This window comes from Pseudomonas sp. NPDC089734 (genome assembly GCF_044748865.1).
In the GTDB taxonomy this organism is placed as follows: domain Bacteria; phylum Pseudomonadota; class Gammaproteobacteria; order Pseudomonadales; family Pseudomonadaceae; genus Aquipseudomonas.
On the sequence record NZ_JBIVGV010000001.1, the window covers coordinates 250,272 to 272,443 of the forward strand.

Annotated in this window: 21 protein-coding genes; 14 read left to right on the forward strand and 7 right to left on the reverse strand. The window is 59.5% G+C overall.

Features of this window, described 5'->3' with window-relative positions:
* Positions 1-97 precede the first annotated feature (97 nt).
* The 3 genes from ACIPY9_RS01160 to gap all read right to left on the reverse strand — a co-directional run bounded on the left by ACIPY9_RS01160 (position 98) and on the right by gap (position 2,761).
* Positions 98-1,063: a FecR family protein gene (locus ACIPY9_RS01160; RefSeq protein ID WP_400696402.1), complete on the reverse strand. Its 966-nt coding sequence runs from the start codon at positions 1,061-1,063 to the stop codon at positions 98-100.
* Positions 1,064-1,139: 76 nt separating this feature from the next.
* The gene (locus tag ACIPY9_RS01165) at positions 1,140-1,658 is read right to left on the reverse strand and encodes an RNA polymerase sigma factor (RefSeq protein WP_400696403.1); all 519 of its coding nucleotides are present in this window, start codon (positions 1,656-1,658) and stop codon (positions 1,140-1,142) included.
* 101 nt (positions 1,659-1,759) lie between these two features.
* A complete protein-coding gene (gene gap, locus ACIPY9_RS01170; RefSeq protein ID WP_400696405.1) occupies positions 1,760-2,761 on the reverse strand; it encodes a type I glyceraldehyde-3-phosphate dehydrogenase in 1,002 nt (333 codons plus the stop codon).
* Between the two features lie 219 nt (positions 2,762-2,980).
* Between gap and edd the strand changes: the two genes are divergently transcribed.
* The 10 genes from edd to ACIPY9_RS01220 all read left to right on the forward strand — a co-directional run bounded on the left by edd (position 2,981) and on the right by ACIPY9_RS01220 (position 15,006).
* A complete protein-coding gene (edd, locus tag ACIPY9_RS01175) occupies positions 2,981-4,807 on the forward strand; it encodes a phosphogluconate dehydratase (RefSeq protein WP_400696406.1) in 1,827 nt (608 codons plus the stop codon).
* Complete coding sequence (locus tag ACIPY9_RS01180; protein ID WP_400696407.1) at positions 4,804-5,769, forward strand: glucokinase; 966 nt, start codon at positions 4,804-4,806, stop codon at positions 5,767-5,769. Before edd ends, ACIPY9_RS01180 begins: the two co-directional genes overlap by 4 nt.
* Before the next feature lie 75 nt (positions 5,770-5,844).
* On the forward strand, positions 5,845-6,582 hold the full coding sequence (locus ACIPY9_RS01185; RefSeq protein ID WP_400696409.1) for a response regulator: 738 nt from the start codon (positions 5,845-5,847) through the stop codon (positions 6,580-6,582).
* A gap of 31 nt (positions 6,583-6,613) precedes the next feature.
* Complete coding sequence (locus ACIPY9_RS01190; protein ID WP_400696832.1) at positions 6,614-8,044, forward strand: ATP-binding protein; 1,431 nt, start codon at positions 6,614-6,616, stop codon at positions 8,042-8,044.
* A gap of 215 nt (positions 8,045-8,259) precedes the next feature.
* Positions 8,260-9,546, forward strand: coding sequence for an ABC transporter substrate-binding protein (locus ACIPY9_RS01195; protein WP_400696410.1), 1,287 nt, complete (start codon positions 8,260-8,262; stop codon positions 9,544-9,546).
* A gap of 104 nt (positions 9,547-9,650) precedes the next feature.
* Positions 9,651-10,559: a carbohydrate ABC transporter permease gene (locus ACIPY9_RS01200; RefSeq protein ID WP_400696412.1), complete on the forward strand. Its 909-nt coding sequence runs from the start codon at positions 9,651-9,653 to the stop codon at positions 10,557-10,559.
* A complete protein-coding gene (locus ACIPY9_RS01205; RefSeq protein ID WP_400696413.1) occupies positions 10,552-11,397 on the forward strand; it encodes a carbohydrate ABC transporter permease in 846 nt (281 codons plus the stop codon). The genes ACIPY9_RS01200 and ACIPY9_RS01205 overlap by 8 nt, the downstream gene beginning before the upstream one ends.
* A gap of 2 nt (positions 11,398-11,399) precedes the next feature.
* A complete protein-coding gene (locus ACIPY9_RS01210; protein ID WP_400696414.1) occupies positions 11,400-12,560 on the forward strand; it encodes an ABC transporter ATP-binding protein in 1,161 nt (386 codons plus the stop codon).
* Positions 12,561-12,741: 181 nt separating this feature from the next.
* Entirely contained in the window at positions 12,742-14,031 is a 1,290-nt protein-coding gene (locus ACIPY9_RS01215; protein WP_400696833.1) for a carbohydrate porin, read from the forward strand.
* Between the two features lie 99 nt (positions 14,032-14,130).
* Entirely contained in the window at positions 14,131-15,006 is an 876-nt protein-coding gene (locus ACIPY9_RS01220) for a D-hexose-6-phosphate mutarotase (RefSeq protein WP_400696415.1), read from the forward strand.
* Positions 15,007-15,075: 69 nt separating this feature from the next.
* Here ACIPY9_RS01220 and ACIPY9_RS01225 read toward each other — a convergent pair whose 3' ends face one another.
* Positions 15,076-15,942 carry a MurR/RpiR family transcriptional regulator gene (locus tag ACIPY9_RS01225; RefSeq protein WP_201005971.1) on the reverse strand — a complete coding sequence of 289 codons (867 nt, stop codon included), beginning with the start codon at positions 15,940-15,942 and terminating at the stop codon, positions 15,076-15,078.
* Between the two features lie 207 nt (positions 15,943-16,149).
* Between ACIPY9_RS01225 and zwf the strand changes: the two genes are divergently transcribed.
* From zwf to ACIPY9_RS01240, 3 genes are read left to right on the forward strand one after another with little or no spacing between them, the layout of a single operon-like run.
* Complete coding sequence (gene zwf / locus ACIPY9_RS01230; RefSeq protein ID WP_400696416.1) at positions 16,150-17,619, forward strand: glucose-6-phosphate dehydrogenase; 1,470 nt, start codon at positions 16,150-16,152, stop codon at positions 17,617-17,619.
* Positions 17,606-18,319, forward strand: coding sequence for a 6-phosphogluconolactonase (pgl, locus tag ACIPY9_RS01235; protein ID WP_400696417.1), 714 nt, complete (start codon positions 17,606-17,608; stop codon positions 18,317-18,319). The genes zwf and pgl overlap by 14 nt, the downstream gene beginning before the upstream one ends.
* Positions 18,320-18,336: 17 nt before the next feature.
* Positions 18,337-19,011, forward strand: coding sequence for a bifunctional 4-hydroxy-2-oxoglutarate aldolase/2-dehydro-3-deoxy-phosphogluconate aldolase (locus ACIPY9_RS01240; RefSeq protein WP_400696418.1), 675 nt, complete (start codon positions 18,337-18,339; stop codon positions 19,009-19,011).
* A gap of 132 nt (positions 19,012-19,143) precedes the next feature.
* Here the strand turns inward: ACIPY9_RS01240 and ACIPY9_RS01245 are convergent, their stop codons facing one another.
* Positions 19,144-19,374: a DUF3820 family protein gene (locus ACIPY9_RS01245; protein WP_400696419.1), complete on the reverse strand. Its 231-nt coding sequence runs from the start codon at positions 19,372-19,374 to the stop codon at positions 19,144-19,146.
* Between the two features lie 223 nt (positions 19,375-19,597).
* On the opposite strand from ACIPY9_RS01245, the gene ACIPY9_RS01250 reads away from it, so the two are divergent.
* The gene (locus tag ACIPY9_RS01250; RefSeq protein WP_400696420.1) at positions 19,598-20,068 is read left to right on the forward strand and encodes a PA2169 family four-helix-bundle protein; all 471 of its coding nucleotides are present in this window, start codon (positions 19,598-19,600) and stop codon (positions 20,066-20,068) included.
* 56 nt (positions 20,069-20,124) lie between these two features.
* Here the strand turns inward: ACIPY9_RS01250 and ACIPY9_RS01255 are convergent, their stop codons facing one another.
* Positions 20,125-21,495 (reverse strand): heavy metal sensor histidine kinase, encoded by a 1,371-nt coding sequence (locus ACIPY9_RS01255; protein WP_400696421.1) that lies wholly within the window; start codon positions 21,493-21,495, stop codon positions 20,125-20,127.
* Positions 21,485-22,162, reverse strand: a complete 678-nt coding sequence (locus ACIPY9_RS01260) for a heavy metal response regulator transcription factor (RefSeq protein ID WP_400696423.1) — start codon at positions 22,160-22,162, stop codon at positions 21,485-21,487. The genes ACIPY9_RS01255 and ACIPY9_RS01260 overlap by 11 nt, the downstream gene beginning before the upstream one ends.
* Positions 22,163-22,172: the final 10 nt, after the last annotated feature.

Consider the following 22,172-nt stretch of genomic DNA (forward strand, 5'->3'; position numbering starts at 1 on the left):
GGTTATAGTGTGAGCAGATTGATTATTAATGCGAATCAATTGCATTGGCTATGACTAGACGTACGAGGGGTTACGAGTGCGTAAAAAAAGTTTTCCGTCAGTTGATGAGGACGAGCGCAGGCATTTCATGCACGCTGGCCGAGGTGATCTGCGCCAGTGAGCGCACCACGCCCAAAGGGTTATCCAGCTTGTAGTTGCCGGTGATGGCCACGTTATCCAGTGCCGGGTTAGTGTTGATGATCCAGCCGGGATAATAACGGCGCAGTTCTGCCAGCACTTCACTGAGCGGGCTGTTATCGAAGATCAGGCGTCCCTGGACCCAGGCCAGGTCCTTGGTCGGATCGAGCCTTTCACGATGGCCGAACCCCGAAGGGCCGACACGAACGCTGTCGCCTGCACCCAGGCTGACCCTGGAGTCGCCACGTATGGCGCTCACATCCACAGCACCGCTCTGTACCTGGACCCGGGCTTCGCCATCGAGGTAGCGCACCGAGAATTCGGTGCTGTTGGCGCTCATGCGTATGGGGCCAGCCTCGATTTCCATGGGTGTGTCCTGGCTGAGCGCCACGTTGAAATAGGCTTCACCCTGATACAGGCGTGCCGCACGCTGCCGGTCGTTGAAGTGGCTGGAAAAGGCCGAATTGGTATTGAGCAGGACCTGTGAGCCGTCGGCCAGTTGCAGGCGCTGGCGCTCACCGACCACGGTCAGGTGATCGGCCTGAATGCGCAGCGGCAGATTGCTGAAGTTGAACAGCCCCAACAGAAGAACGGCGGCTGTTGCCAGTGGTTTCCAGTGTGGCCGGAGGCGTTGCAGGACGGAAGGCCGGCGGGGTTTTTCCAGCTCCACGGCGGCTTGCCGGAGCGCGGGCGACTCCCAGACTGCCTGGGCCCTGGCGAATGCCTGCGCATGAGCAGGATCGGCCTTTAGCCAGGCCTCGAATCGTGCCTGCTGCTCATGGTTTGCACCTTCCAGCTCGATCAGCCAGGTCAGGGCTTGATCCATTGCGCTCTCGCTCAACACATCCTGTGCAAGCGACTGCGCGCGTTCTGTTCCTGGAGTCACGGTGTTCCTCGGCAATCTCGGTTCGATTCATGTGCATGCGGTGGAAGGGGCAGCCTGCGACAGCGTCCGGGTCTGGTCAAGCCCGATCGAGTCTGGCCACGACTCCCACACAGATCGCCATGATCAGTTTCAGTTCTTTTTGTACGGTGCTGGCGGAGATATCCAGTTGCTCGGCAATCTCCAGATAGCTGCATCCGTTGAGGCGGCTCAGGGTAAATATTTTCTGTTGGCGTGCCGTGAGTTTACCCAGTGTGCTGCTGAGGCTTTCAAGCAGCCTCTTGGCATGGGTGGCGTCTTCGGGTGTGCTGAGTTGAGCGACAACGCTTTCGACCTGTTCGGCGGGGGCATCTTCGATCAGGGTCCGGCCATGAATGCGGCGGGCGCGCAAATGATCCAGCGCCAGGTTGCGGGCGGTCTGGTAGACGAAGGGTTCCAGGTGATCGATCGGACGTTCGGTCAAGGCACGGGTGACACGCAGCCAGGTTTCCTGCAACAGATCCTCGGCCGTGCTGTGATTGCCGACCATTCCCTGCAAGGTCCTGAGCAGGACCTCACGCTGAGCGACAAATACATCATTGAAGTGCGACTGTGACACGGAAGTGCTCGACCGAAAAATCAAGTGGATGATAATGCTTATCATCCACTTCTGTGGTCAAGTCCGGATTCTATAATTTTCTTAATCTTTACCGAGCGGGCTTACTGCGCATTATGCAGGGCCAGGCAGTTGTCGAGCATGCGATTGGAGAAGCCCCATTCGTTGTCATACCAGGCCAGCACCTTGAGCAGCTTGCCGCTGACCTTGGTGTGGTTGGCGTCGAAAATGGACGACAGCGGATTGTGATTGAAGTCGTGGGAAACCAGCGGCAGGGTGTTGTAACCCAGAACCCTGGAATGCTGGCTGGCTTCTTTCATCAGCGCGTTGACTTCCTCGGCGGTGGTATCACGCTTGAGGCTGATGGTCAGGTCCACCAGGGAAACGTTGATCACCGGGACTCGTACGGCCATGCCGGTCAATTTGCCTGCCAGTTCCGGCAGCACCAGACCCACGGCTTCGGCTGCGCCGGTCTTGCTCGGGATCATGGAGTGGGTGGCCGAGCGAGCGCGGTAAGGGTCGGAGTGATAGACGTCGATCAGGTTCTGGTCGTTGGTGTAGGCGTGGATGGTGGTCATCAGCCCGCTTTCGATGCCCAGTTCACGGTGCAGGACCTGGGCGACCGGAGCCAGGCAGTTGGTGGTGCAGGAGGCGCTGGAGATGATCTGGTGCGACTGGCGTAGAGTGTCATGGTTGACGCCATAGACGATGGTGGCATCTGCACCTTTGGCGGGAGCTGAAACAATGACCTTGCCTGCGCCGGCAGTGATGTGGGCGGCGGCTTTCTCCCGACTGGTGAACAGGCCGGTGCATTCGAAGACGACATCGATCTTCTGGGCTTTCCATGGCAACTCGGCAGGGTTGCGAATGGCGCTGACAGCGATACGGTCACCATTGACCGTCAGACTTTCGCTGTCGCATTCGACGGTCCCGCCGAAAGGGCCGTGAACAGTGTCGTAACGCAGCAGATGAGCGTTCATCTCGCTATCGCCCAGATCGTTGATGGCGACGACCTGCAGGTCTTGCCGGTAACCTTGGGTATAGAGTGCGCGTAGGACGTTACGGCCGATCCGGCCAAAACCGTTGATTGCAATGCGAATTGTCATACAGTCGTCCTTCATGAAATTGTTGTTGGAATTACAAGATTATTCTCATGGAAATAGAAAACAAGCCTTTTTAATGGCAGTATTTTGTTTTATCTACAACTACAAGCCTGGAAGGCTGGTTCAGTTGATCGAGATCACGCTTTTGTCGCGTGTCGTCAGATCCCGATAGCTGGAATGGTCTTTACAGGTGAACATAGACGTTAGCCTGGAGTTCAGCCTATGCATCCCCGCATTCTTGAGGTCACCGAGCGTCTTATCGCTCGCAGTCGCGACACCCGTCAGCGCTACCTGGAACTGATTCGCGGTGCCGCGAGCGAAGGCCCGATGCGCGGCAAGCTGCAATGCGCCAACTTCGCCCATGGCGTGGCCGGATGCGGGCCGGAAGACAAGCAGAACCTGCGCATGATGAACGCCGCCAACGTGGCCATCGTGACGGCTTACAACGACATGCTCTCGGCCCATCAGCCTTACGAACACTTTCCGGTCCAGATCAAGCAGGCCCTGCGTGAGATCGGTTCGGTCGGTCAGGTCGCAGGCGGTGTGCCAGCGATGTGTGACGGCGTGACCCAGGGCGAGCCGGGCATGGAACTGGCCATTGCCAGCCGTGAAGTGATTGCGATGTCCACGGCGGTGTCGTTATCCCACAATATGTTCGATGCCGCGTTGATGCTGGGAATTTGTGACAAGATCGTTCCGGGCCTGATGATGGGCTCGTTGCGCTTCGGTCACCTGCCCACCATTTTCGTACCGGGCGGGCCGATGGTGTCCGGCATTTCCAACAAGGAAAAGGCCGATGTGCGCCAGCGCTACGCCGAAGGCAAGGCGACCCGCGAAGAGCTGCTGGATTCGGAGATGAAGTCCTATCACGGGCCGGGCACCTGTACCTTCTACGGCACTGCCAACACCAACCAGTTGCTGATGGAAGTCATGGGCCTGCACCTTCCGGGTGCCTCTTTCGTCAACCCGTACACCCCGCTGCGCGATGCCCTGACCACCGAGGCCGCCCATCAGGTCACTCGCCTGACCAAACAAAGCGGTGCTTTCATGCCGATCGGTGAAATCGTCGATGAGCGCGCGCTGGTCAACTCGGTCGTGGCCCTGCACGCCACGGGCGGTTCGACCAACCATACGCTGCACATGCCGGCCATTGCCCAGGCGGCGGGCATCCAGTTGACCTGGCAGGACATGGCTGACCTCTCGGAAGTCGTGCCGACCCTGACCCACGTCTATCCAAACGGCAAGGCCGATATCAACCACTTCCAGGCGGCGGGCGGGATGTCTTTCCTGATCCGTGAGCTGCTGGCAGCGGGCCTGTTGCACGAAAACGTCAACACCGTGGCCGGTCATGGCCTGAGTCGCTACACCAGGGAGCCTTTCCTCGAAGATGGCAAGCTGGTCTGGCGTGAAGGCCCGCTCGAAAGCCTGGACGAAAGCATTCTGCGCCCGGTGGCACGTCCGTTCTCGCCCGAAGGCGGTCTGCGGGTCATGGAAGGCAACCTGGGGCGTGGTGTGATGAAAGTGTCCGCCGTGGCACTCGAGCATCAGATCGTCGAAGCCCCGGCCAAGGTATTCCAGGACCAGCAGGATCTGGCCGATGCGTTCAAGGCCGGTGAGCTGGAATGCGATTTCGTGGCCGTGATGCGTTTTCAGGGGCCGCGCTCCAACGGCATGCCTGAACTGCACAAGATGACGCCATTCCTGGGCGTGCTTCAGGACCGTGGTTTCAAGGTGGCGCTGGTGACGGACGGGCGCATGTCCGGTGCCTCGGGCAAAATTCCGGCTGCGATCCATGTGTGCCCGGAAGCCTTTGATGGTGGCCCTTTGGCACTTGTTCGCGATGGTGACGTGATTCGCGTCGATGGGGTAAAAGGCACGTTGCAAGTTCTGGTCGAAGCGTCAGAATTGGGCGCCAGAGAGCCGGCTGTCGGTCAGCTCGACAACGGTGTCGGTTGTGGCCGTGAACTGTTCGGCTTCATGCGCATGGCTTTCAGCTCGGCTGAGCGAGGGGCCAGCGCCTTTACCTCAAATCTGGAGACGCTCAAGTGAAGTTGGCCCTGGTCGGTGATATTGGCGGTACCAATGCACGTTTTGCCATTTGGGAAGACGACAGACTGCATTCGATCCGGGTATTCCCGACCATCGATTACGCGGGGCCGGAACAAGCCATCGAGATCTACCTGCAGGACCTTGAGCTGCAACCGGGCGATGTCGGCTTCGTCTGTCTGGCGGTGGCCGGGCCGGTGGATGGCGATGAGTTCTATTTCACCAACAGCCACTGGCAACTGAGTCGCTCGAAGTTCTGTGAAAACCTGAAAGTCGATGAACTGCTGTTGATCAACGATTTCACGGCCATGGCGCTGGGCATGACCCGCCTGCGTGACGATGAATACCTGACCATCTGCCACGGCATCGGCAAGCCGGATCGCCCGCGTGTGGTGATCGGGCCGGGGACCGGACTTGGTGTCGGGACCCTGATCAGCCTGGGCGATGATCGCTGGACGGCCCTGCCCGGCGAAGGCGGGCATGTGGACCTGCCGATCGGCACGGCCCGCGAGGCCCTGCTGTGGGCGCGCCTGATGGCCGAGCATGAGCATGTCAGCGCCGAAACGGTGCTGAGTGGTGCAGGCTTGTTGCAGTTGTATCAGGTCAGTTGTGCGCTGGACGATATCGAACCCGTGCTCAAGTCACCGGCGGCCATCACCTCGGCGGCCGTGGCGGGAGATCCGGTCGCGGTAGGGGTTCTGGACCAGTTCTGTGTCTTCCTGGGGCGGGTGGTGGGCAATAATGTGCTTACCCTGGGTGGTCTGGGTGGGGTATATATCGTGGGCGGCGTGATACCGCGCTTCGTCGATTTCTTCACTCACAGCGGTTTCAAGCGCGCACTCGCTGAAAAAGGCGTGATGAGCGATTATTTCAAAGGCCTGCCCGTATGGCTGGTCACTGCCGAATACCCCGGGCTGATGGGGGCCGGCGTTGCATTGCAACAGGCGTTTGGACAGGAGATCTGACTCTTTTCATGACGCATGCACCACGGATGGCGACTCAATAACAACAACGAATCACCGCTGACAAGGACGATCCAATTGAGCTCTATCAGTAAATCGATCCTGCTGGTCGATGACGATCAGGAAATCCGCGAATTGCTGGACACCTACCTTAGCCGTGCCGGTTTTCAGGTGCGTACCGTGGGTGACGGGGCGGATTTTCGACAGGCATTCAATGATGCCCCCAGCGATCTGCTGATCCTCGATGTCATGCTGCCCGATGAAGACGGCTTCAGCCTCTGTCGCTGGGTGCGCCAGCATCCGCGTCAGCCCCATGTGCCGATCATCATGCTCACCGCCAGTTCCGACGAAGCCGATCGGGTCATCGGTCTGGAACTGGGGGCCGACGACTATCTGGGCAAGCCTTTCAGCCCTCGTGAATTGCAGGCCCGGATCAAGGCCTTGCTGCGTCGTGCCCAGTTCGGGCAGGAGCGTACCGGCAACGATGTGCTGGTGTTCGATGAGTGGCGCCTGGACATGGTCAGCCACCGGTTGTTCCATAGCGATGGCGAGGAAGTGATCCTCTCGGGTGCGGATTTCGCACTGCTCAAGCTGTTTCTCGATAATCCCCAGCAGATCCTCGATCGAGACACCATCGGCAATGCCACGCGCGGGCGTGAGTTGATGCCGCTGGAGCGGATCGTCGACATGGCTGTCAGTCGGCTGCGCCAGCGCCTGCGCGATACCGGCAAGGCTCCGCGTCTGATCCGTACCGTGCGCGGCAGTGGTTATCTGCTGGCCACGAACGTCAGTGCGCACGCCAGCAATGGCTATTGAACCGGCCATCTTGAAGTTTCGACGTCCCAGACTGCCGCGTTCCCTGCTGGGGCGAATGTTGTTGCTGACATTGCTGGCGGTCTTGATGGCTCAGGCATTGTCCAGCGTGATCTGGCTGTCGCAGCTGCGTGCCACGCAGATGGAAGGTCTGGTGACCAGTGCTCGCAGCCTTGCGTACTCCATGGCAGCCAGCGTCAGCTACTTTCGTTCTTTGCCACTGGCCTATCGTCCGCTGGTGCTGGATCAACTGCGCAGCATGGGGGGCACGCGCTTCGTCGTCTCGCTCAATGACCGCCCGCTGGATATGCAGATATTGCCGCCGACGCCCCGCAAGCAGGCTGTGCTGAAGGTCGTCGATGATGTGCTGCGTCAGCATCTGGGCAAGGATCCCGACATTGCCGTGTGGTTCGTGCGCCCCGATGACCTGCGGATTTTCAACAGCGGCCTGAAACTCGATGAACTGCCACGCTCCTGGGCGCATTACGCGTTGACCCTGGAGCCGCTGAACCCGCCGGTGCTGGTGACCCAGATCGAACTGGCACCCGGTGAGTGGCTTTATATCGCCTCGCTTCTGCCTGAGCCGTATACCTCGCTGGAAGGGCAGGAGCTTCCCGTGCAACAGGTCTGGTTCATTGTCCTGACCAGTGTTTTCCTGCTGTTTTTCATTGGCCTGCTGGTGCATTGGCAGAGTCGGCCACTCAAGCGTCTGGCACGTGCGGCGCGGGATATGTCCCTGGGGGCCGACGTCGAGCCGGTGGTCGAGGGCGGCGGCAGCGAAGTGGTTGAAGTCAGCCGTGCTTTCAATGCCATGCGCACCCGGATCAGCCGTTACCTGACTGAACGCGGTCAGTTGTTCAGCGCCATTTCCCATGATTTGCGAACCCCCATCACTCGCCTGCGGCTGCGGGTAGAACTGCTGGAGGACGAAGTGCTGCAAACCAAGTTCAGCCGCGATCTCGATGAGCTGGAACTGCTGGTCAAGGGCGCATTGCAATGCGTGAAAGACACCGACATTCACGAAAACATCGAGCAGGTGGACCTCAATCATTTGCTTGAATGCCTGGTCGAACCCTACCTGCGTCCGGATGGCGACGGGCGAGTCACGCAACAGGGCATTGCCGAAGCGGCCTATCCCGGCAAGCCGCTGGCGCTCAGGCGCTGTATCGGCAACCTGATCGACAATGCCATCAAGTACGGCCATCGGGCGCATCTGAAGGTCGAGGACAATGAACAGGCGTTTGTCCTGCATGTGGATGACGAAGGACCGGGGGTGCCCGAAAAGCGTCTGGAGCACGTGTTCGAGCCGCATTTCCGTCTGGCGGGCAGCCAGCAGCAGGGTTATGGACTCGGACTGGGTATTGCCCGAAACATTGCCCATAGCCATGGCGGAGAAGTAAGTCTGCAGAATCTGCGTGAGGGCGGGTTGCGGGTGACACTGTTTCTGCCCCGGACGGTGGAGTGAAAGGTGTGGCGGGCATGCAAGCGGGGCATGTCGACGCTTCTGTGTCAGAGCCCATGATTTCCTTTCGTGCAGAGGTCTGACTGGCCACCACTCAATGTCACTGTCTTGTGACATTCACGCATCCCTTCGTTACCGTGGCAGAAACGCCCTTGGTTAAACTGCTTTGAGCGCAAGCACAGACTTGCCCATGCATAACAACAAGAAAGGTCAAATCGATGAATTCAATCTCTCGTCTCGCTGTTGTCATCTCTCTCGCCTCGTTGTTCCCTTTGAGCGTTACCGCTGCCGAATCAAAAGGCACTGTCGAAGTCGTGCACTGGTGGACATCCGGGGGTGAGAAGGCTGCTGTCGATGTTCTGAAAGCCCAGGTTGAAAAAGACGGTTTTACCTGGAAGGACGGCGCCGTTGCAGGGGGTGGTGGCTCCACAGCCATGACCGTGCTGAAAAGCCGTGCAGTGGCCGGTAACCCACCGGGCGTTGCCCAGATCAAGGGGCCGGACATTCAGGAATGGGCTTCTACCGGGCTGCTCGATACCGATGCCCTGAAAGATGTCGCCAAGGAAGAGCGCTGGGATGCCCTCCTGGACAAGAAAGTTTCCGACACGGTGAAGTATGACGGCGACTACGTTGCTGTCCCGGTCAACATTCACCGCGTCAACTGGCTGTGGATCAACCCTGAAGTCTTCAAGAAAGCCGGTATCGAGAAGGCTCCCACCACCCTCGAAGAGTTCTACGCCGCGGGCGACAAGCTCAAGGCCGCCGGTTTCATTCCACTGGCCCATGGCGGCCAGCCCTGGCAGGACAGCACGGTCTTTGAGGCGGTAGTGCTCTCGGTCATGGGCGCAGAAGGTTACAAGAAAGCCTTCGTCGATCTGGACCAGAAAACCCTGACCGGGCCGGAAATGGCCAAGTCCCTCACCGAGCTGAAGAAAGTCGCCACCTACATGGACGCCAACCGCGCCGGTCGTGACTGGAATATCGCAGCGGCGGACGTGATCAATGGCAAGGCCGGCATGCAGATCATGGGCGACTGGGCCAAGAGCGAGTGGACTGCCGCCAAGAAGGTCGCGGGCAAGGATTACCAGTGCGTAGCCTTCCCGGGCACTGACAAGGCGTTCACCTACAACATCGACTCGATGGCGGTGTTCAAGCAGAAAGACAAGGGTACCACTGCTGCTCAGCAGGACCTGGCCAAAGTCGCCTTGGGTGAAAACTTCCAGCAGGTTTTCAGCATCAACAAAGGCTCCATCCCTGTTCGTAACGACATGCTGGCCAATATGGCCAAGCACGGTTTCGATTCCTGCGCCCAGGCTTCGGCCAAGGACTTCCTGGCGGACTCGAAAACCGGCGGTCTGCAGCCAAGCATGGCGCACAACATGGCGACTACGCTGGCGGTACAGGGTGCGTTCTTCGATGTCGTGACCAACTACATCAACGATCCGGCTGCCGACCCGGCAGCAGCAGCCAAAAAACTGGGCGCGGCCGTCAAATCGGCCCAATAGGCCCTGAGACCTGAAACCCAGCCGCAGTTCGTGCTGATGAGACCGTACCCCGGTTTCATGCACGGCTGCGGCCTGGATTCGACATTCTGGATTGGAACCTTTCGATGAGCTCTGTCGCTGTGTTCAGCAAAGCCTCGCCTCTGGATGCGCTGCAACGCTGGCTGCCCAAACTGGTGCTGGCGCCCAGCATGTTCATCGTGCTGGTCGGTTTTTACGGTTACATCCTCTGGACTTTCATTCTTTCCTTCACCAACTCCACTTTCCTGCCTTCCTATAAGTGGGTCGGGCTGGCGCAGTACATGCGCCTGATGGACAACGACCGCTGGTGGGTCGCCAGCAAGAACCTGCTGGTGTTCGGCGGCATGTTCATCGCCATCAGCCTGGTGGTGGGTGTGGTGCTGGCGGTTCTGCTGGATCAGCGCATTCGTCGCGAAGGCGCGATTCGTACCATTTACCTTTATCCGATGGCGTTGTCGATGATCGTCACCGGTACAGCCTGGAAGTGGCTGCTCAACCCGGGCCTGGGTCTGGACAAGATGCTGCGCGACTGGGGCTGGGAAGGTTTTCGTCTCGACTGGCTGGTGGACCCCGACCGTGTCGTGTACTGCCTGGTCATTGCGGCGGTCTGGCAGTCTTCCGGGTTTGTGATGGCGTTGTTTCTGGCAGGGCTGCGCGGCGTCGATCAGTCGATCATCCGTGCGGCGCAGATGGACGGTGCCAGCTTGCCGTTGATCTACTGGCGCGTGGTATTGCCCAGCCTGCGGCCGGTGTTCTTCAGTGCGGTGATGATTCTGGCGCACATCGCCATCAAGAGTTTCGACCTGGTGGCGGCGATGACGGCCGGTGGTCCCGGTTACTCGTCCGACCTGCCGGCGATGTTCATGTATTCCTTCACGTTCAGTCGTGGGCAGATGGGCATGGGGTCGGCCAGTGCGATCCTGATGCTGGGCGCGATCCTGGCGATTCTGGTGCCGTACCTGTATTCCGAGCTGAGGACCAAACGCCATGACTAGTCACGTTGGCAAACCTTCCATCAGTTTCAGCCGGATACTGATCCATGCCGTTCTGCTGCTGGCCTGTCTGATTTATCTGGTGCCGCTGGTGGTCATGTTATTGACCAGTTTCAAGGCCCCGGAAGACATCGGCACCGGCAACCTGTTGAGCTGGCCGAGTGTGGTCACGGTCATTGGCTGGATCAAGGCCTGGGACATCGTCGACGGCTATTTCTGGAACTCGATCAAGATCACCATTCCGGCTGTCGTCATCTCCACGGCCATCGGTGCGCTCAATGGCTATGTGCTGTCGATGTGGCGCTTCCGGGGTTCGCAACTGTTCTTCGGTCTGCTGCTGTTCGGATGCTTCCTGCCGTTCCAGACCGTGCTGCTGCCTGCGTCCTTCACCCTCGGCAAGATGGGGCTGGCCAGTACCACCACAGGCCTGGTGTTCGTGCACGTGGTCTATGGACTGGCCTTCACCACGCTGTTCTTCCGCAACTACTACGTGAGCATTCCGGATGCGCTGGTTCGGGCCGCACGCCTCGACGGTGCGGGGTTCTTCACGATCTTCGGGCGGATCATCCTGCCGATGTCCACGCCCATCATCATGGTGTGCCTGATCTGGCAGTTCACCCAGATCTGGAATGACTTCCTGTTCGGTGTGGTGTTCTCCAGCGGCGACTCCCAGCCGGTGACCGTGGCGTTGAACAACCTGGTCAACACCAGCACGGGGGTCAAGGAATACAACGTTGACATGGCGGCGGCGATGATCGCCGGGCTGCCGACACTGCTGGTCTACGTACTGGCTGGCAAGTATTTCCTGCGTGGGCTCACGGCCGGCGCGGTCAAGGGGTAATCATGGCGACTCTCGAACTACGCAACGTAAACAAGACCTACGGCGCCAACCTGCCGGACACGCTCAAGAACATCGAACTGAAGATCAATGATGGCGAATTCCTGATTCTGGTCGGCCCGTCCGGCTGTGGCAAGTCGACCCTCATGAACTGCATCGCGGGTCTGGAGAACATCAGCGGCGGGGCCATTCTGATCGATGGCGAAGACGTCAGCGGTACCAGCCCCAAGGATCGCGACATTGCGATGGTGTTTCAGTCCTACGCGCTGTACCCGACCATGAATGTGCGGGAGAACATCGAGTTCGGCCTGAAAATCCGCAAGATGCCGCAGGCGGCCATCGACGAAGAAGTGGGGCGTGTGGCCAAGCTGTTGCAGATCGAACACCTGCTCAACCGCAAGCCGGGCCAGTTGTCGGGCGGCCAGCAGCAACGGGTCGCCATGGGGCGTGCCCTGGCGCGTCGGCCGAAGATCTACCTGTTCGACGAGCCGCTGTCCAACCTCGACGCCAAGTTGCGTGTCGAGATGCGGACTGAAATGAAGCTGATGCACCAGCGTCTGAAAACCACCACCGTCTACGTCACCCACGACCAGATCGAGGCCATGACCCTGGGCGACAAGGTGGCGGTCATGAAAGATGGCATCGTGCAGCAGTTCGGCACGCCCCGGCAGATCTACAACGATCCGGCCAACCTGTTCGTCGCCAGCTTCATCGGTTCGCCACCCATGAACTTCATTCCGTTGCGTCTGCAACGCAAGGATGGCCGATTGCTGGCATTGCTCGACAGTGGGCAGGCCCGCTGCGAGTTGCCGCTGAGCATGAACGATGCAGGTCTGGAAGACCGCGAAGTGATTCTGGGCGTCCGGCCCGAGCAGATCACCCTGGCTTCGGGCGATGCCAACGGGCTGCCGAGCATTCGTGCCGAGGTGCAGGTCACCGAGCCGACTGGTCCCGACACACTGGTCTTCGTCACCCTCAATCAGAGCAAGGTCTGCTGCCGGCTGGCACCGGATGTCGCCCCACAAGTGGGTGAAAACCTGACCCTGCAATTCGATCCCTCCAGGGTTCTGCTGTTCGACGCGCAGAGCGGTGAGCGGCTGGGTGCCCTGGGAAAGCCGCCAACGGCTGAGCGTATGGGCAATGTCACCCAGTTGAGCCGCAAATGATGCATTGACCCGCCACCGAGCACAGTCGGCTGGCCGATCTCGGCCAGTCGGCGAACACGAAGCAGTAAAAACGTGCACCAAAGCTAATAACAATAAAACGAGGATTGATGGGATGAAGAAGATCAAGGCTAAATCGCTTTCCCGGTTCCAGTTGGTACGCAAGCTGTCGGTTGTAGGTGCGATGAGTCTGGCGGGCAGCGTTCATGCTGCCGATGCGTTCGACGCCAACTCACCGTGGATGACGGGCGACTGGGGCGGTCTGCGCACCGAGTTGCTCGACAAGGGTTACGACTTCTCGCTGGAGTACGTTGCCGAGATGGCCAGTAACCTCGATGGCGGTTACAACGACGACACCACCGGACGCTACACGGATCAGTTCGCTTTCGGCCTGAAGGTGGACCTGCAGAAAGCCTTTGGCTGGCAGGATGCCGAATTCAAGCTGGCCATTACCGAACGTAGTGGTCGCAACATTTCCAATGACCGGATCGGCGATCCCCGCGCGGGCACGCTCAGTTCCTCTCAGGAAGTCTGGGGTCGCGGCCAGACCTGGCGTCTGACGCAGCTGTGGGTCAAACAGAAATATTTCGATGGCGTGCTGGACGTCAAGGCCGGTCGCTTCGGACCGGGTGAAGACTTCAACTCCTTCCCGTGCGATTTCCAGAACCTGTCGTTCTGCGGCTCGCAGGTGGGTAACTACGTCAACACCTGGTACAACTGGCCTGTCAGCCAGTGGGCCTTGCGGATCAAGTACAACATCACGCCTGAGGTCTATGCCCAGGTCGGTGTGTACGAGCAGAACCCGTCCAACCTGGAAACCGGCAACGGCTTCAAGCTCAGCGGCAGCGGCACCAAAGGCATGATCCTGCCGGTGGAACTGGTCTGGACACCGACCGTCAATTCGCTGCCTGGCGAATACCGTGTCGGCTTCTACAAGAGCACACCCAACGCCGACGATGTCTATGAGGGCGTCGATGGCCAGGCTCAGCCGATCTCCGGCGGTGCGTTCAAGTCCCACAGCAGCAAGCATGGCTGGTGGGTCGTGGCCCAGCAGCAGTTGACGTCGCACAATGGCGATGCCTCCCGTGGCCTGAGTATCTTTGCCAACGCCACGGTGCATGACAAGGCCACCAACTTCGTCGACAACTACCAGCAGATCGGCCTGACTTACAAAGGTCCGTTCGATTCGCGTCCGAAGGATGACATCGGTATCGGTATCGCCCGTATCCACGTCAACGACGATGTGCAGGACCGGGTGCGCCTGACCAACCAGCTCAATGGCATCAACGACTACGACAACCCGGGCTACCTGCCGGTGCAGGACACCGAGTACAACTCTGAAATCTACTACGGCTTCCATGTCACCAACTGGCTGACCGTGCGTCCCAACCTGCAATACATCAAGCATCCCGGCGGTGTGGATCAAGTCGATGATGCGATTGTCGCGGGTCTGAAAATTCAGTCGAAGTTCTGATTTTCATAAGACGATCAAGGTCGTGTGTGCTTTGCGGGCAGCCTGGCTGCCCGTTTTTTTATGGGTACGGATATTTTCTTTTCAGAGATGTGACAAGCCATGACCCTCAAGACCGCGGAGATACTTGAGCACCCGCTGCAACGTTTTTTCAAATCCCGGCGTACCAGGCCGACCTTCGAGTGGGAGCGCTATCAACAGCGCGATGTACTGGTCATCGACCATCCCCGATGCCAGGCCGTCTTCAGTCGTCAGGGCGGGCAGTTGCTGCACTTTCAACCCACGGGTCAGAAGCCCTGGCTCTGGTGTGCTGCGCAATGGCCGCAGGTCGGTGCCATTCGGGGTGGTGTTCCGGTCTGTTGGCCCTGGTATGGCCGTCATCCCAGCGAGAGCGGCTGGCCGGCTCACGGTTGGGCACGCCTGCTCAACTGGAAACTGATCGACAGCGCTGAAAGCGAAGCGGGGGTAACCCTGCATTGGCAGTTGCAACTGTGGGACTGGCAGGTCGACCTGCATGCCGAACTGGGGCAGGGCATGGCGCTGCGTTTGAGCACCCGGCATGAGGACAGCGAACCCTGCCATTTCAGCCAAGGGCTGCATGCCTACTGGCGTATCAGCGATGTGGCGGGCGTGGCGCTGGAAGGACTCGACGGTGCGCAGGGCTATGACAAGCTGAGCCGCCAGGCCTGCCAGCAGGAAGGCGAATTGAGGGTGGCGGGCGGTTGCCAGCGCGTGTTCGAGCATACCGGGGCTTTGCAGCTCCAGGACCGCGCCTGGCAGCGGCGTCTGCACATCGACACCAGCGACAGCCCCAGCACAGTGGTCTGGCACCCCGGCAGCAGGCCGTTACTGGGTGTGTGTGGCAGCGAAGCCACAGGATTCGTGCGGGTCGAAGCCGCTTCGGGCGAGGGTGAGCCAGGCAGCCTGCGACCGGGAGAGAAGGCCCAGATCAGGTTGCAGGCGAGTGTTGTCGTGTAAATACCTTTCGCGAATGAATTCGCTCCCACCCGGTAGGAGCGAATTCATTCGCGAACAAAAGGTAAAACCTTACCCCTGATCTTCCGCCGGATAACGACTGTCGTTCAGGCTTTCCTTGATCTTGCGCAGGTGCGGCTGGAAGTCCACGCCACGGCGCAGGGTCATGCCGGTGGCCAGTACGTCCAGCACGGTGAGCTGGATGATCCGGGAGGTCATCGGCATGTAGATGTCGGTGTCTTCGGGCAACGGGATGTTCAGGCTCACCGTGCTGGCCTTGGCCAGTGGCGAGCCTGCTGCCGTGAGGCCCAGCACGGACGCACCGTTGGCCCGCGCAATGCGTGCCACTTCCACCAGCTCACGGGTGCGGCCGGTGTAGGAAATGATCACGAACAGTTCGCCGGTATGGGCCACCGAGGCAATCATGCGCTGCATCAGCACGTCGGCATGGGCCGTGACCGCCAGGTTGAAGCGGAAGAACTTGTGCTGGGCATCCAGCGCCACCGGGGCCGAGGCGCCCAGGCCGAAGAAGTGGATCTGACGGGCCTGGATCAGCATGTCCACCGACTTGCTGATCAGGTTCGGGTCCAGTTGCTGGCAGGCGCTGTCCAGCGACGCAATGGCGCTGCCGAAGATCTTCTGGGTATAGGCCTCGGGATTGTCGTCGGCTTCCACGGCCCGGCTGACATAGGCGGCACCGCTGGCCAGGCTCTGTGCCAGTTGCAGTTTCAGCTCGGGATAGCCGCTGACGTTGAACGAACGGCAAAAGCGGTTGACCGTCGGCTCACTGACTTTCGCCGCCTGGGCGAGGGCAGCAATGCTGAGCCGCGTGGCCATCTGCGGGTTGAGCAGGATCACCTCGGCGACCTTGCGTTCAGCCTTGTTCAGCTCTTCGAGTCGACCCTGGATCTGCTCCAGGAGATTTCTTGCGCGGTCCATTCAATGTCCTTGTCGCGGCTGATTAACCAACGGTTTTGTATTAGCTCTTTAGCCTGTAGCAAAGGTGGCCTATCGTACTGGTGGCCTGTGTTGATCACCACTGGAATATGGTTTTAGACAGAATGTTGTGGTTATTACTACATATGGCCTTGAGTAACGCCTTTAAAAAAGGTATTTGTAGCCCAACTTGATAAAAGAACCAACATTATGCCCTTGATTACGGTTGAACCGTGCACTTTTGCCTTGTTTGGCGCCCTGGGCGACCTGGCAGTGCGCAAGCTGTTCCCGGCTCTTTACCAACTCGACCGCGCCGGATTGCTGCATGAAGACACCCGGATTCTTGCCCTGGCGCGCGAGCCCGGTACCGAGCAGTCGCATCTGGCGTATATCGATAAATCCATGCGTCGCTTCATCCCCGAGGCCGAACTGGAAGCGGCCAACGTTGAGCGTTTCAAGGCGCGCCTGAGCTACCTGCATGTGGACTTCCTCAAGGCCGAGGATTATGTCGCGCTGGCCGAACGTGTCGGCGATGCCGAAACGCTGATTGCCTACTTTGCCACCCCGGCATCGGTCTACGGTGCCATCTGCGAGAACCTGGCCTCGGTCAACCTGGCCGAGCGTACCCGTGCTGTTCTGGAAAAGCCCATCGGCCACGACCTGGCGTCCTCGCGACGGGTCAACGACGCCGTGGCGCAGTTCTTCCCGGAAAACCGCGTCTACCGGATCGACCACTATCTGGGCAAGGACACCGTCCAGAACCTCATCGCCCTGCGCTTTGCCAACAGCCTGTTCGAGACGCAGTGGAACCAGAATCACATCTCCCACGTGGAAATCACCGTGGCCGAGAAGGTCGGTATCGAAGGCCGTTGGGGTTACTTCGATCAGGCTGGCCAACTGCGTGACATGATTCAGAACCACCTGCTGCAACTGCTCTGCCTGATCGCCATGGACCCGCCCAGCGACCTGTCGGCCGACAGTATCCGCGACGAGAAGGTCAAGGTGCTCAAGGCGCTGGCACCGTTCACGCCGGAACGTCTGGCGACCCAGGTGGTTCGCGGGCAATACACCGCAGGTTACAGCGAAGGCAAACCGGTGCCCGGCTATCTGGAGGAAGAAAACTCCAATACCCAGAGCGACACCGAAACCTTCGTGGCCCTGCGTGCCGATATCCGCAACTGGCGCTGGTCGGGCACGCCGTTCTACCTGCGTACCGGCAAGCGCATGCCGCAGAAGCTGTCGCAGATCGTGATCCACTTCAAGGAACCGCCGCACTACATCTTTGCGCCAGAGCAACGCCTTCAGATCAGCAACCGCCTGATTATCCGCCTGCAACCCGACGAGGGCATTTCCCTGCAGGTGATGACCAAGGATCAGGGGCTGGATAAAGGCATGCAGTTGCGCAGCGGTCCGTTGCAGCTGAATTTCTCCGACACCTACCGCAGCGCCCGGGTCCCGGATGCCTATGAGCGGTTGTTGCTGGAAGTCATGCGTGGCAATCAGAACCTGTTCGTGCGCAAGGATGAGATCGAGTACGCGTGGCAATGGTGCGATCAGTTGATCGCCGGCTGGAAGAAGGCAGGCGACGCGCCCAAGCCTTATGCCGCCGGGTCCTGGGGGCCGATGAGCTCCATTGCGCTGATTACTCGTGACGGGAGGTCGTGGTATGGCGATATGTGATCTTGAGCTGCCAGCAGGGCTGGTGGCTCGCGAGTTCGATAATCCACAGCAGTTGGCCAGTTCGCTGGCCACCAATGTGGCCGAGCGCCTGAGGGCGGCCATCGAGGCCAATGGCCGGGCGACCCTGGTGGTGTCCGGCGGGCGCAGCCCCGTGGCGTTCTTCCAGAGCCTGGCTGAACAACCGCTGGACTGGTCCAGGGTGGTCATCAGCCTGGCCGACGAGCGCTGGGTGCCGACCGAGCATGCCGACAGTAATGCGGGCCTGTTGCAGCGTCATTTGCTGCAAGGCCCGGTGGCAGCGGCGAAGTTCATCGGCCTGTACACCCCCGCCGCCAGTCTGGAGGAGGCTGCCGACGCGGCCGACGCGATTCTTGCGGACTTGCCGCCCATCGATGTGTTGATTCTGGGGATGGGCGATGACGGTCATACCGCGTCGTTGTTCCCCGGCAGCCCGAACCTGGATGAGGCCTTGAAGCTGGACGGTGAGCGTCGTTGTCTGCCGATGCTGGCCCCCAGTGTGCCTCACCAGCGCCTGACCCTGACCCGCCGCCTGCTGGCTTCGGCGCGTCACCCGATTCTTTCCGTGTCCGGCCAGGCCAAGCTCGACACGTTGCGCACGGCACTGGCAGGCGATGACATCGCTCTGTTGCCGGTCCGTGCCTTCCTCAACTCAACCCTTGAGATTTACTGGTGCCCATAAGCAAAGGAACCGTCGCCATGACAAAGAACGAAAATAATCAGCCGCTCAACAGCATGGCGAACAAGATTGCCCAGATCGACGAACTCTGCGCCAGGGCGCGGATCCTGCCGGTCATTACCATTGCCCGTGACGAGGATGTCCTGCCACTGGCCGATGCACTGGCCGCTGGTGGTCTGACTGCACTGGAAATCACCCTGCGCTCGGCCTTTGGCCTGAGTGCCATCCGTATCCTCCGCGAACAGCGCCCCGAACTGTGCGTGGGCGCGGGCACCGTGCTCGATCGCAAGATGCTGGCCGACGCCGAAGCCGCCGGTTCGCAATTCATCGTGACGCCGGGCAGCACGCAAGACTTGTTGCAAGCCGCGGTAGACAGCCCGCTGCCGATGCTGCCGGGCATCAGCAGCGCCTCGGAAATCATGATCGGCTATGCCATGGGCTATCGCCGTTTCAAGTTGTTCCCCGCCGAAATCAGCGGTGGCGTAGCGGCTATCAAGGCCCTGGGCGGCCCGTTCAACGAAGTGCGTTTCTGCCCGACGGGCGGCGTCAATGCCGATAACCTCAAGAGCTACATGGCACAACCCAACGTGATGTGCGTGGGCGGTACCTGGATGATCGACAACGCCTGGGTCAAGAATGGCGACTGGGGTCGCATTCAGGAAGCCACCGCGCAGGCTCTGGCGTTGTTCGACTGAACATTCGGCCTCAGGCACCTGACCTGAGGCTCGTAAGGAAGTTGTTGTTGGTTTGTATGGTTTTGCGGCGTTCCCTGGTCCGGAACGCCGTTTTTTTTTGCCTTTTCATCGGGTGTCGCGGGCAAGACGGTATTACCGGTGCGGTTGACGCGGACGCGTGCGTAGCGGGTCGAGCAGTCCGCTGAGGCCGTTATGATCGATTTCCTGCATCAAGGCCAACAGGCCACCCAGCTCGCCCTGGGGAAAGCCTTCCCGGGCAAACCAGTTCAGATAATGACCGGGCAGGTCGGCAATCAGCCGCCCCTTGTACTTGCCGAAAGGCATTTCGCGGGTGACCAGCAGTTTGAGTTTTTCCGGGTTCATGGAGAGACCCTCCGTTAGCGCAATACTCAGGGAAACATACATGCATTCTGCATGCAGGCAAAACGACAGTTCATGCAGAAAGAGCGAGGCATCGTTCTTTGTATGTCCATCAACCCATTGAAATTATTGAATAAAAGCAAAGATTAAAAACTGGCATGGGCGCTGCAACCTTATCAGTCATCAGCATCACTTTGTTCCAACCTGCCCAGTAAGGATATTGAAAATGACTGACATCAAGAAAGAATCCATCGATCTGCTCAACGATCTGATTGAAACCAGTAAAGACGGTCAAAAGGGCTTTGAGACCAGCGCCGAAGACTTGAAGAACCCTGACCTCAAGAGGTTCTTTCAGATTCATGCCACCGAGTGCAGCAACGCTGTACGCGAATTGCAGGCTGAAGTGCGCTCTCTGGGTGGCGATCCTGAAACCAGCTCCAGCGCTGCGGGTTCCCTGCACCGTGTCTGGGTCGACCTGAAGTCGGCACTCACCGGCAAGAGCGATGAAGCGATTCTGAACGAAGTGGAGCGCGGCGAAGACCATGCCTTGAAGGCTTACAAGGAAGCCCTGGAAAAAGCCGAGAAGAAAGCTCTGCCACCCAATGTGGTTGAGTTGATTCGCAAACAGTTGGTGGGCACCCAGCGCAACCACGATCAGGTCAAGCTGTTGCGCGATCAGGTCCGTCGTCGGGCTTGATCCGCGTCAGCCGTGCCATTGAAGAAAACGCCAGCCAGCCTGGCGTTTTCTTTATGTCAGGTACCGGTCGGAAGATCGATACCGAAGGTATTCACGCCGTTTTCGCTGTTCACGAAAACCGAACCGCCATGCATGAGCGCAATGGCCTTGACGATGGCCAGCCCCAATCCATGATTGCCACTGCTGTTGCTGCGTGAGGCATCGACCCGGTAGAACCGCTCGAACAGTTTGGGCAGATGTTCTTTGGCAATGTCAGGCCCTGGGTTGGCGACGCCGATCCGGACATGTTTGTCGGCCGGTTCGATATCCACATGGATGACCTGCCCTGGCTCGGTGTGTTGCACGGCATTGTGCAGCAGGTTGATCAGCGCACGCCGCAGGTGAGCTTTTTCGATCGGAACGCTGGCGTCACCCTGCACCTCGACCGTGACCTGCGCGTCTTCAAGAATGAAATCCAGATAATCCAGGGTGGTGGCGACCTCTTCTGCCAGAGAGGCGCAGGTCAGTTCCGTCGCTTTGCTGCCCTGATCGGCGCTGGCCAGAAACAGCATGTCGTTGATGATCGAACGCAGGCGCTCCAGCTCCTCCAGGTTCGATTGCAGCACCTCGAAATAATGTTCGGCCGAGCGACCCCGGGTCAGGGCCACCTGAGTCTGGCCGATGAGGTTGGTCAAGGGCGAACGCAATTCATGGGCGACGTCGGCGTTGAACGATTCCAGCCGCGAATAGGCCTGTTCGACCCGTTCCAGTGTCGAGTTGAAGGACGTGACGAACTGCTCCAGTTCCGGAGGCAGGGGAGACATTTGCAGGCGCCCCGACAAATGCGGCGGGGAGAGCTTGCGGGCTTCTCCTGAAAGGCTGGCCAGGGGCCGCAGGCCAATGTGCGCCACCCAATAGCCCAGCACGGAAGCCAGTACAATGCCAACGGCTGCCAGACTGACGAGGGCGATCAGCAGCGAATGCTGTGTGTGCCAGAAGGTTTCCGTGTCGATGGCGGTCATGAAGCGCAGGGCAGGGCGCTGATCCTTGGCCGGAAATTCGCTGACCAGCACCTTGAAGGCAAAGGGATGATCGGCCAGTTTCAGGTTGCGCATGCCCAGCGGGCCATGGGCAAAGGTGCGGATTTCGGTGTCCGGCTGCCCGTATTCATAAAACGGGTCGTTGCTGACGACCCAAAAGCGGATGCGCCGGTCTTCTTCGCTCAGCAAGGTGAGTTTGTTCTTGATCCGGAGCCAGTGTTCGGGATTGCCGAAACGGTTCACGGCCGATTCCAGCACACTGTAACGGGCGTCCACTTCCGCTCTGGGCAGCAGGTCCAGACTCTTGTCGACTTGCAGGTACAAGGCCCAGCCAATCAGCAGGAATACACCAAAGGCGACCAGCGCAAACATGCCTGCCAGACGCAGAGCGATGGAGTCAGTGCGCACTGCGGCTCTCCAGCACATAGCCCATGCCGCGGATGGTGTGCAGCAGTTTCTGCTCGTGGGGGCCGTCCAGCTTGGCCCGCAGGCGTTTGATCGCCACTTCGACCACATTGGCGTCGCTGTCGAAGTTGATGTCCCAGACCATTTCGGCAATGGCCGTCTTGGAGAGGATTTCCCCCTGACGCCGGGCCAGTACGCTGAGCAGCGAAAACTCCTTGGCCGTCAGTTCCAGACGAGCGCCTGCGCGGGTGGCCTTGCGGCTGATCAGATCGATCCACAGGTCGGCGATGGTGATCTGCACCGGTTCATGACCGCCACTGCGGCGGGTCAGGGCTTGCAGGCGTGCGACCAGTTCCAGAAAGGAAAAGGGTTTGCCCAGATAGTCGTCTGCCCCTTCGCGCAAGCCGCGAATCCGGTCATCCACCTGTTCGCGGGCGGTCAGCATGATGACCGGGGTCTGTTTTTTCGCTCGCAAGGCGCGCAGCACGCCAAAACCATCGAGGCCTGGCAGCATGACATCCAGCACGATGACATCGTGTTCGTTTTCCAGGGCCATGTGCAGCCCTTCGATCCCGTCCCTGGCCAGGTCCACGGTGTAGCCTTGCTCGGTCAGGCCGCGATGCAGGTAATCCGCTGTCTTCTCTTCGTCTTCGATTATCAGCACGCGCATGGGACGACTC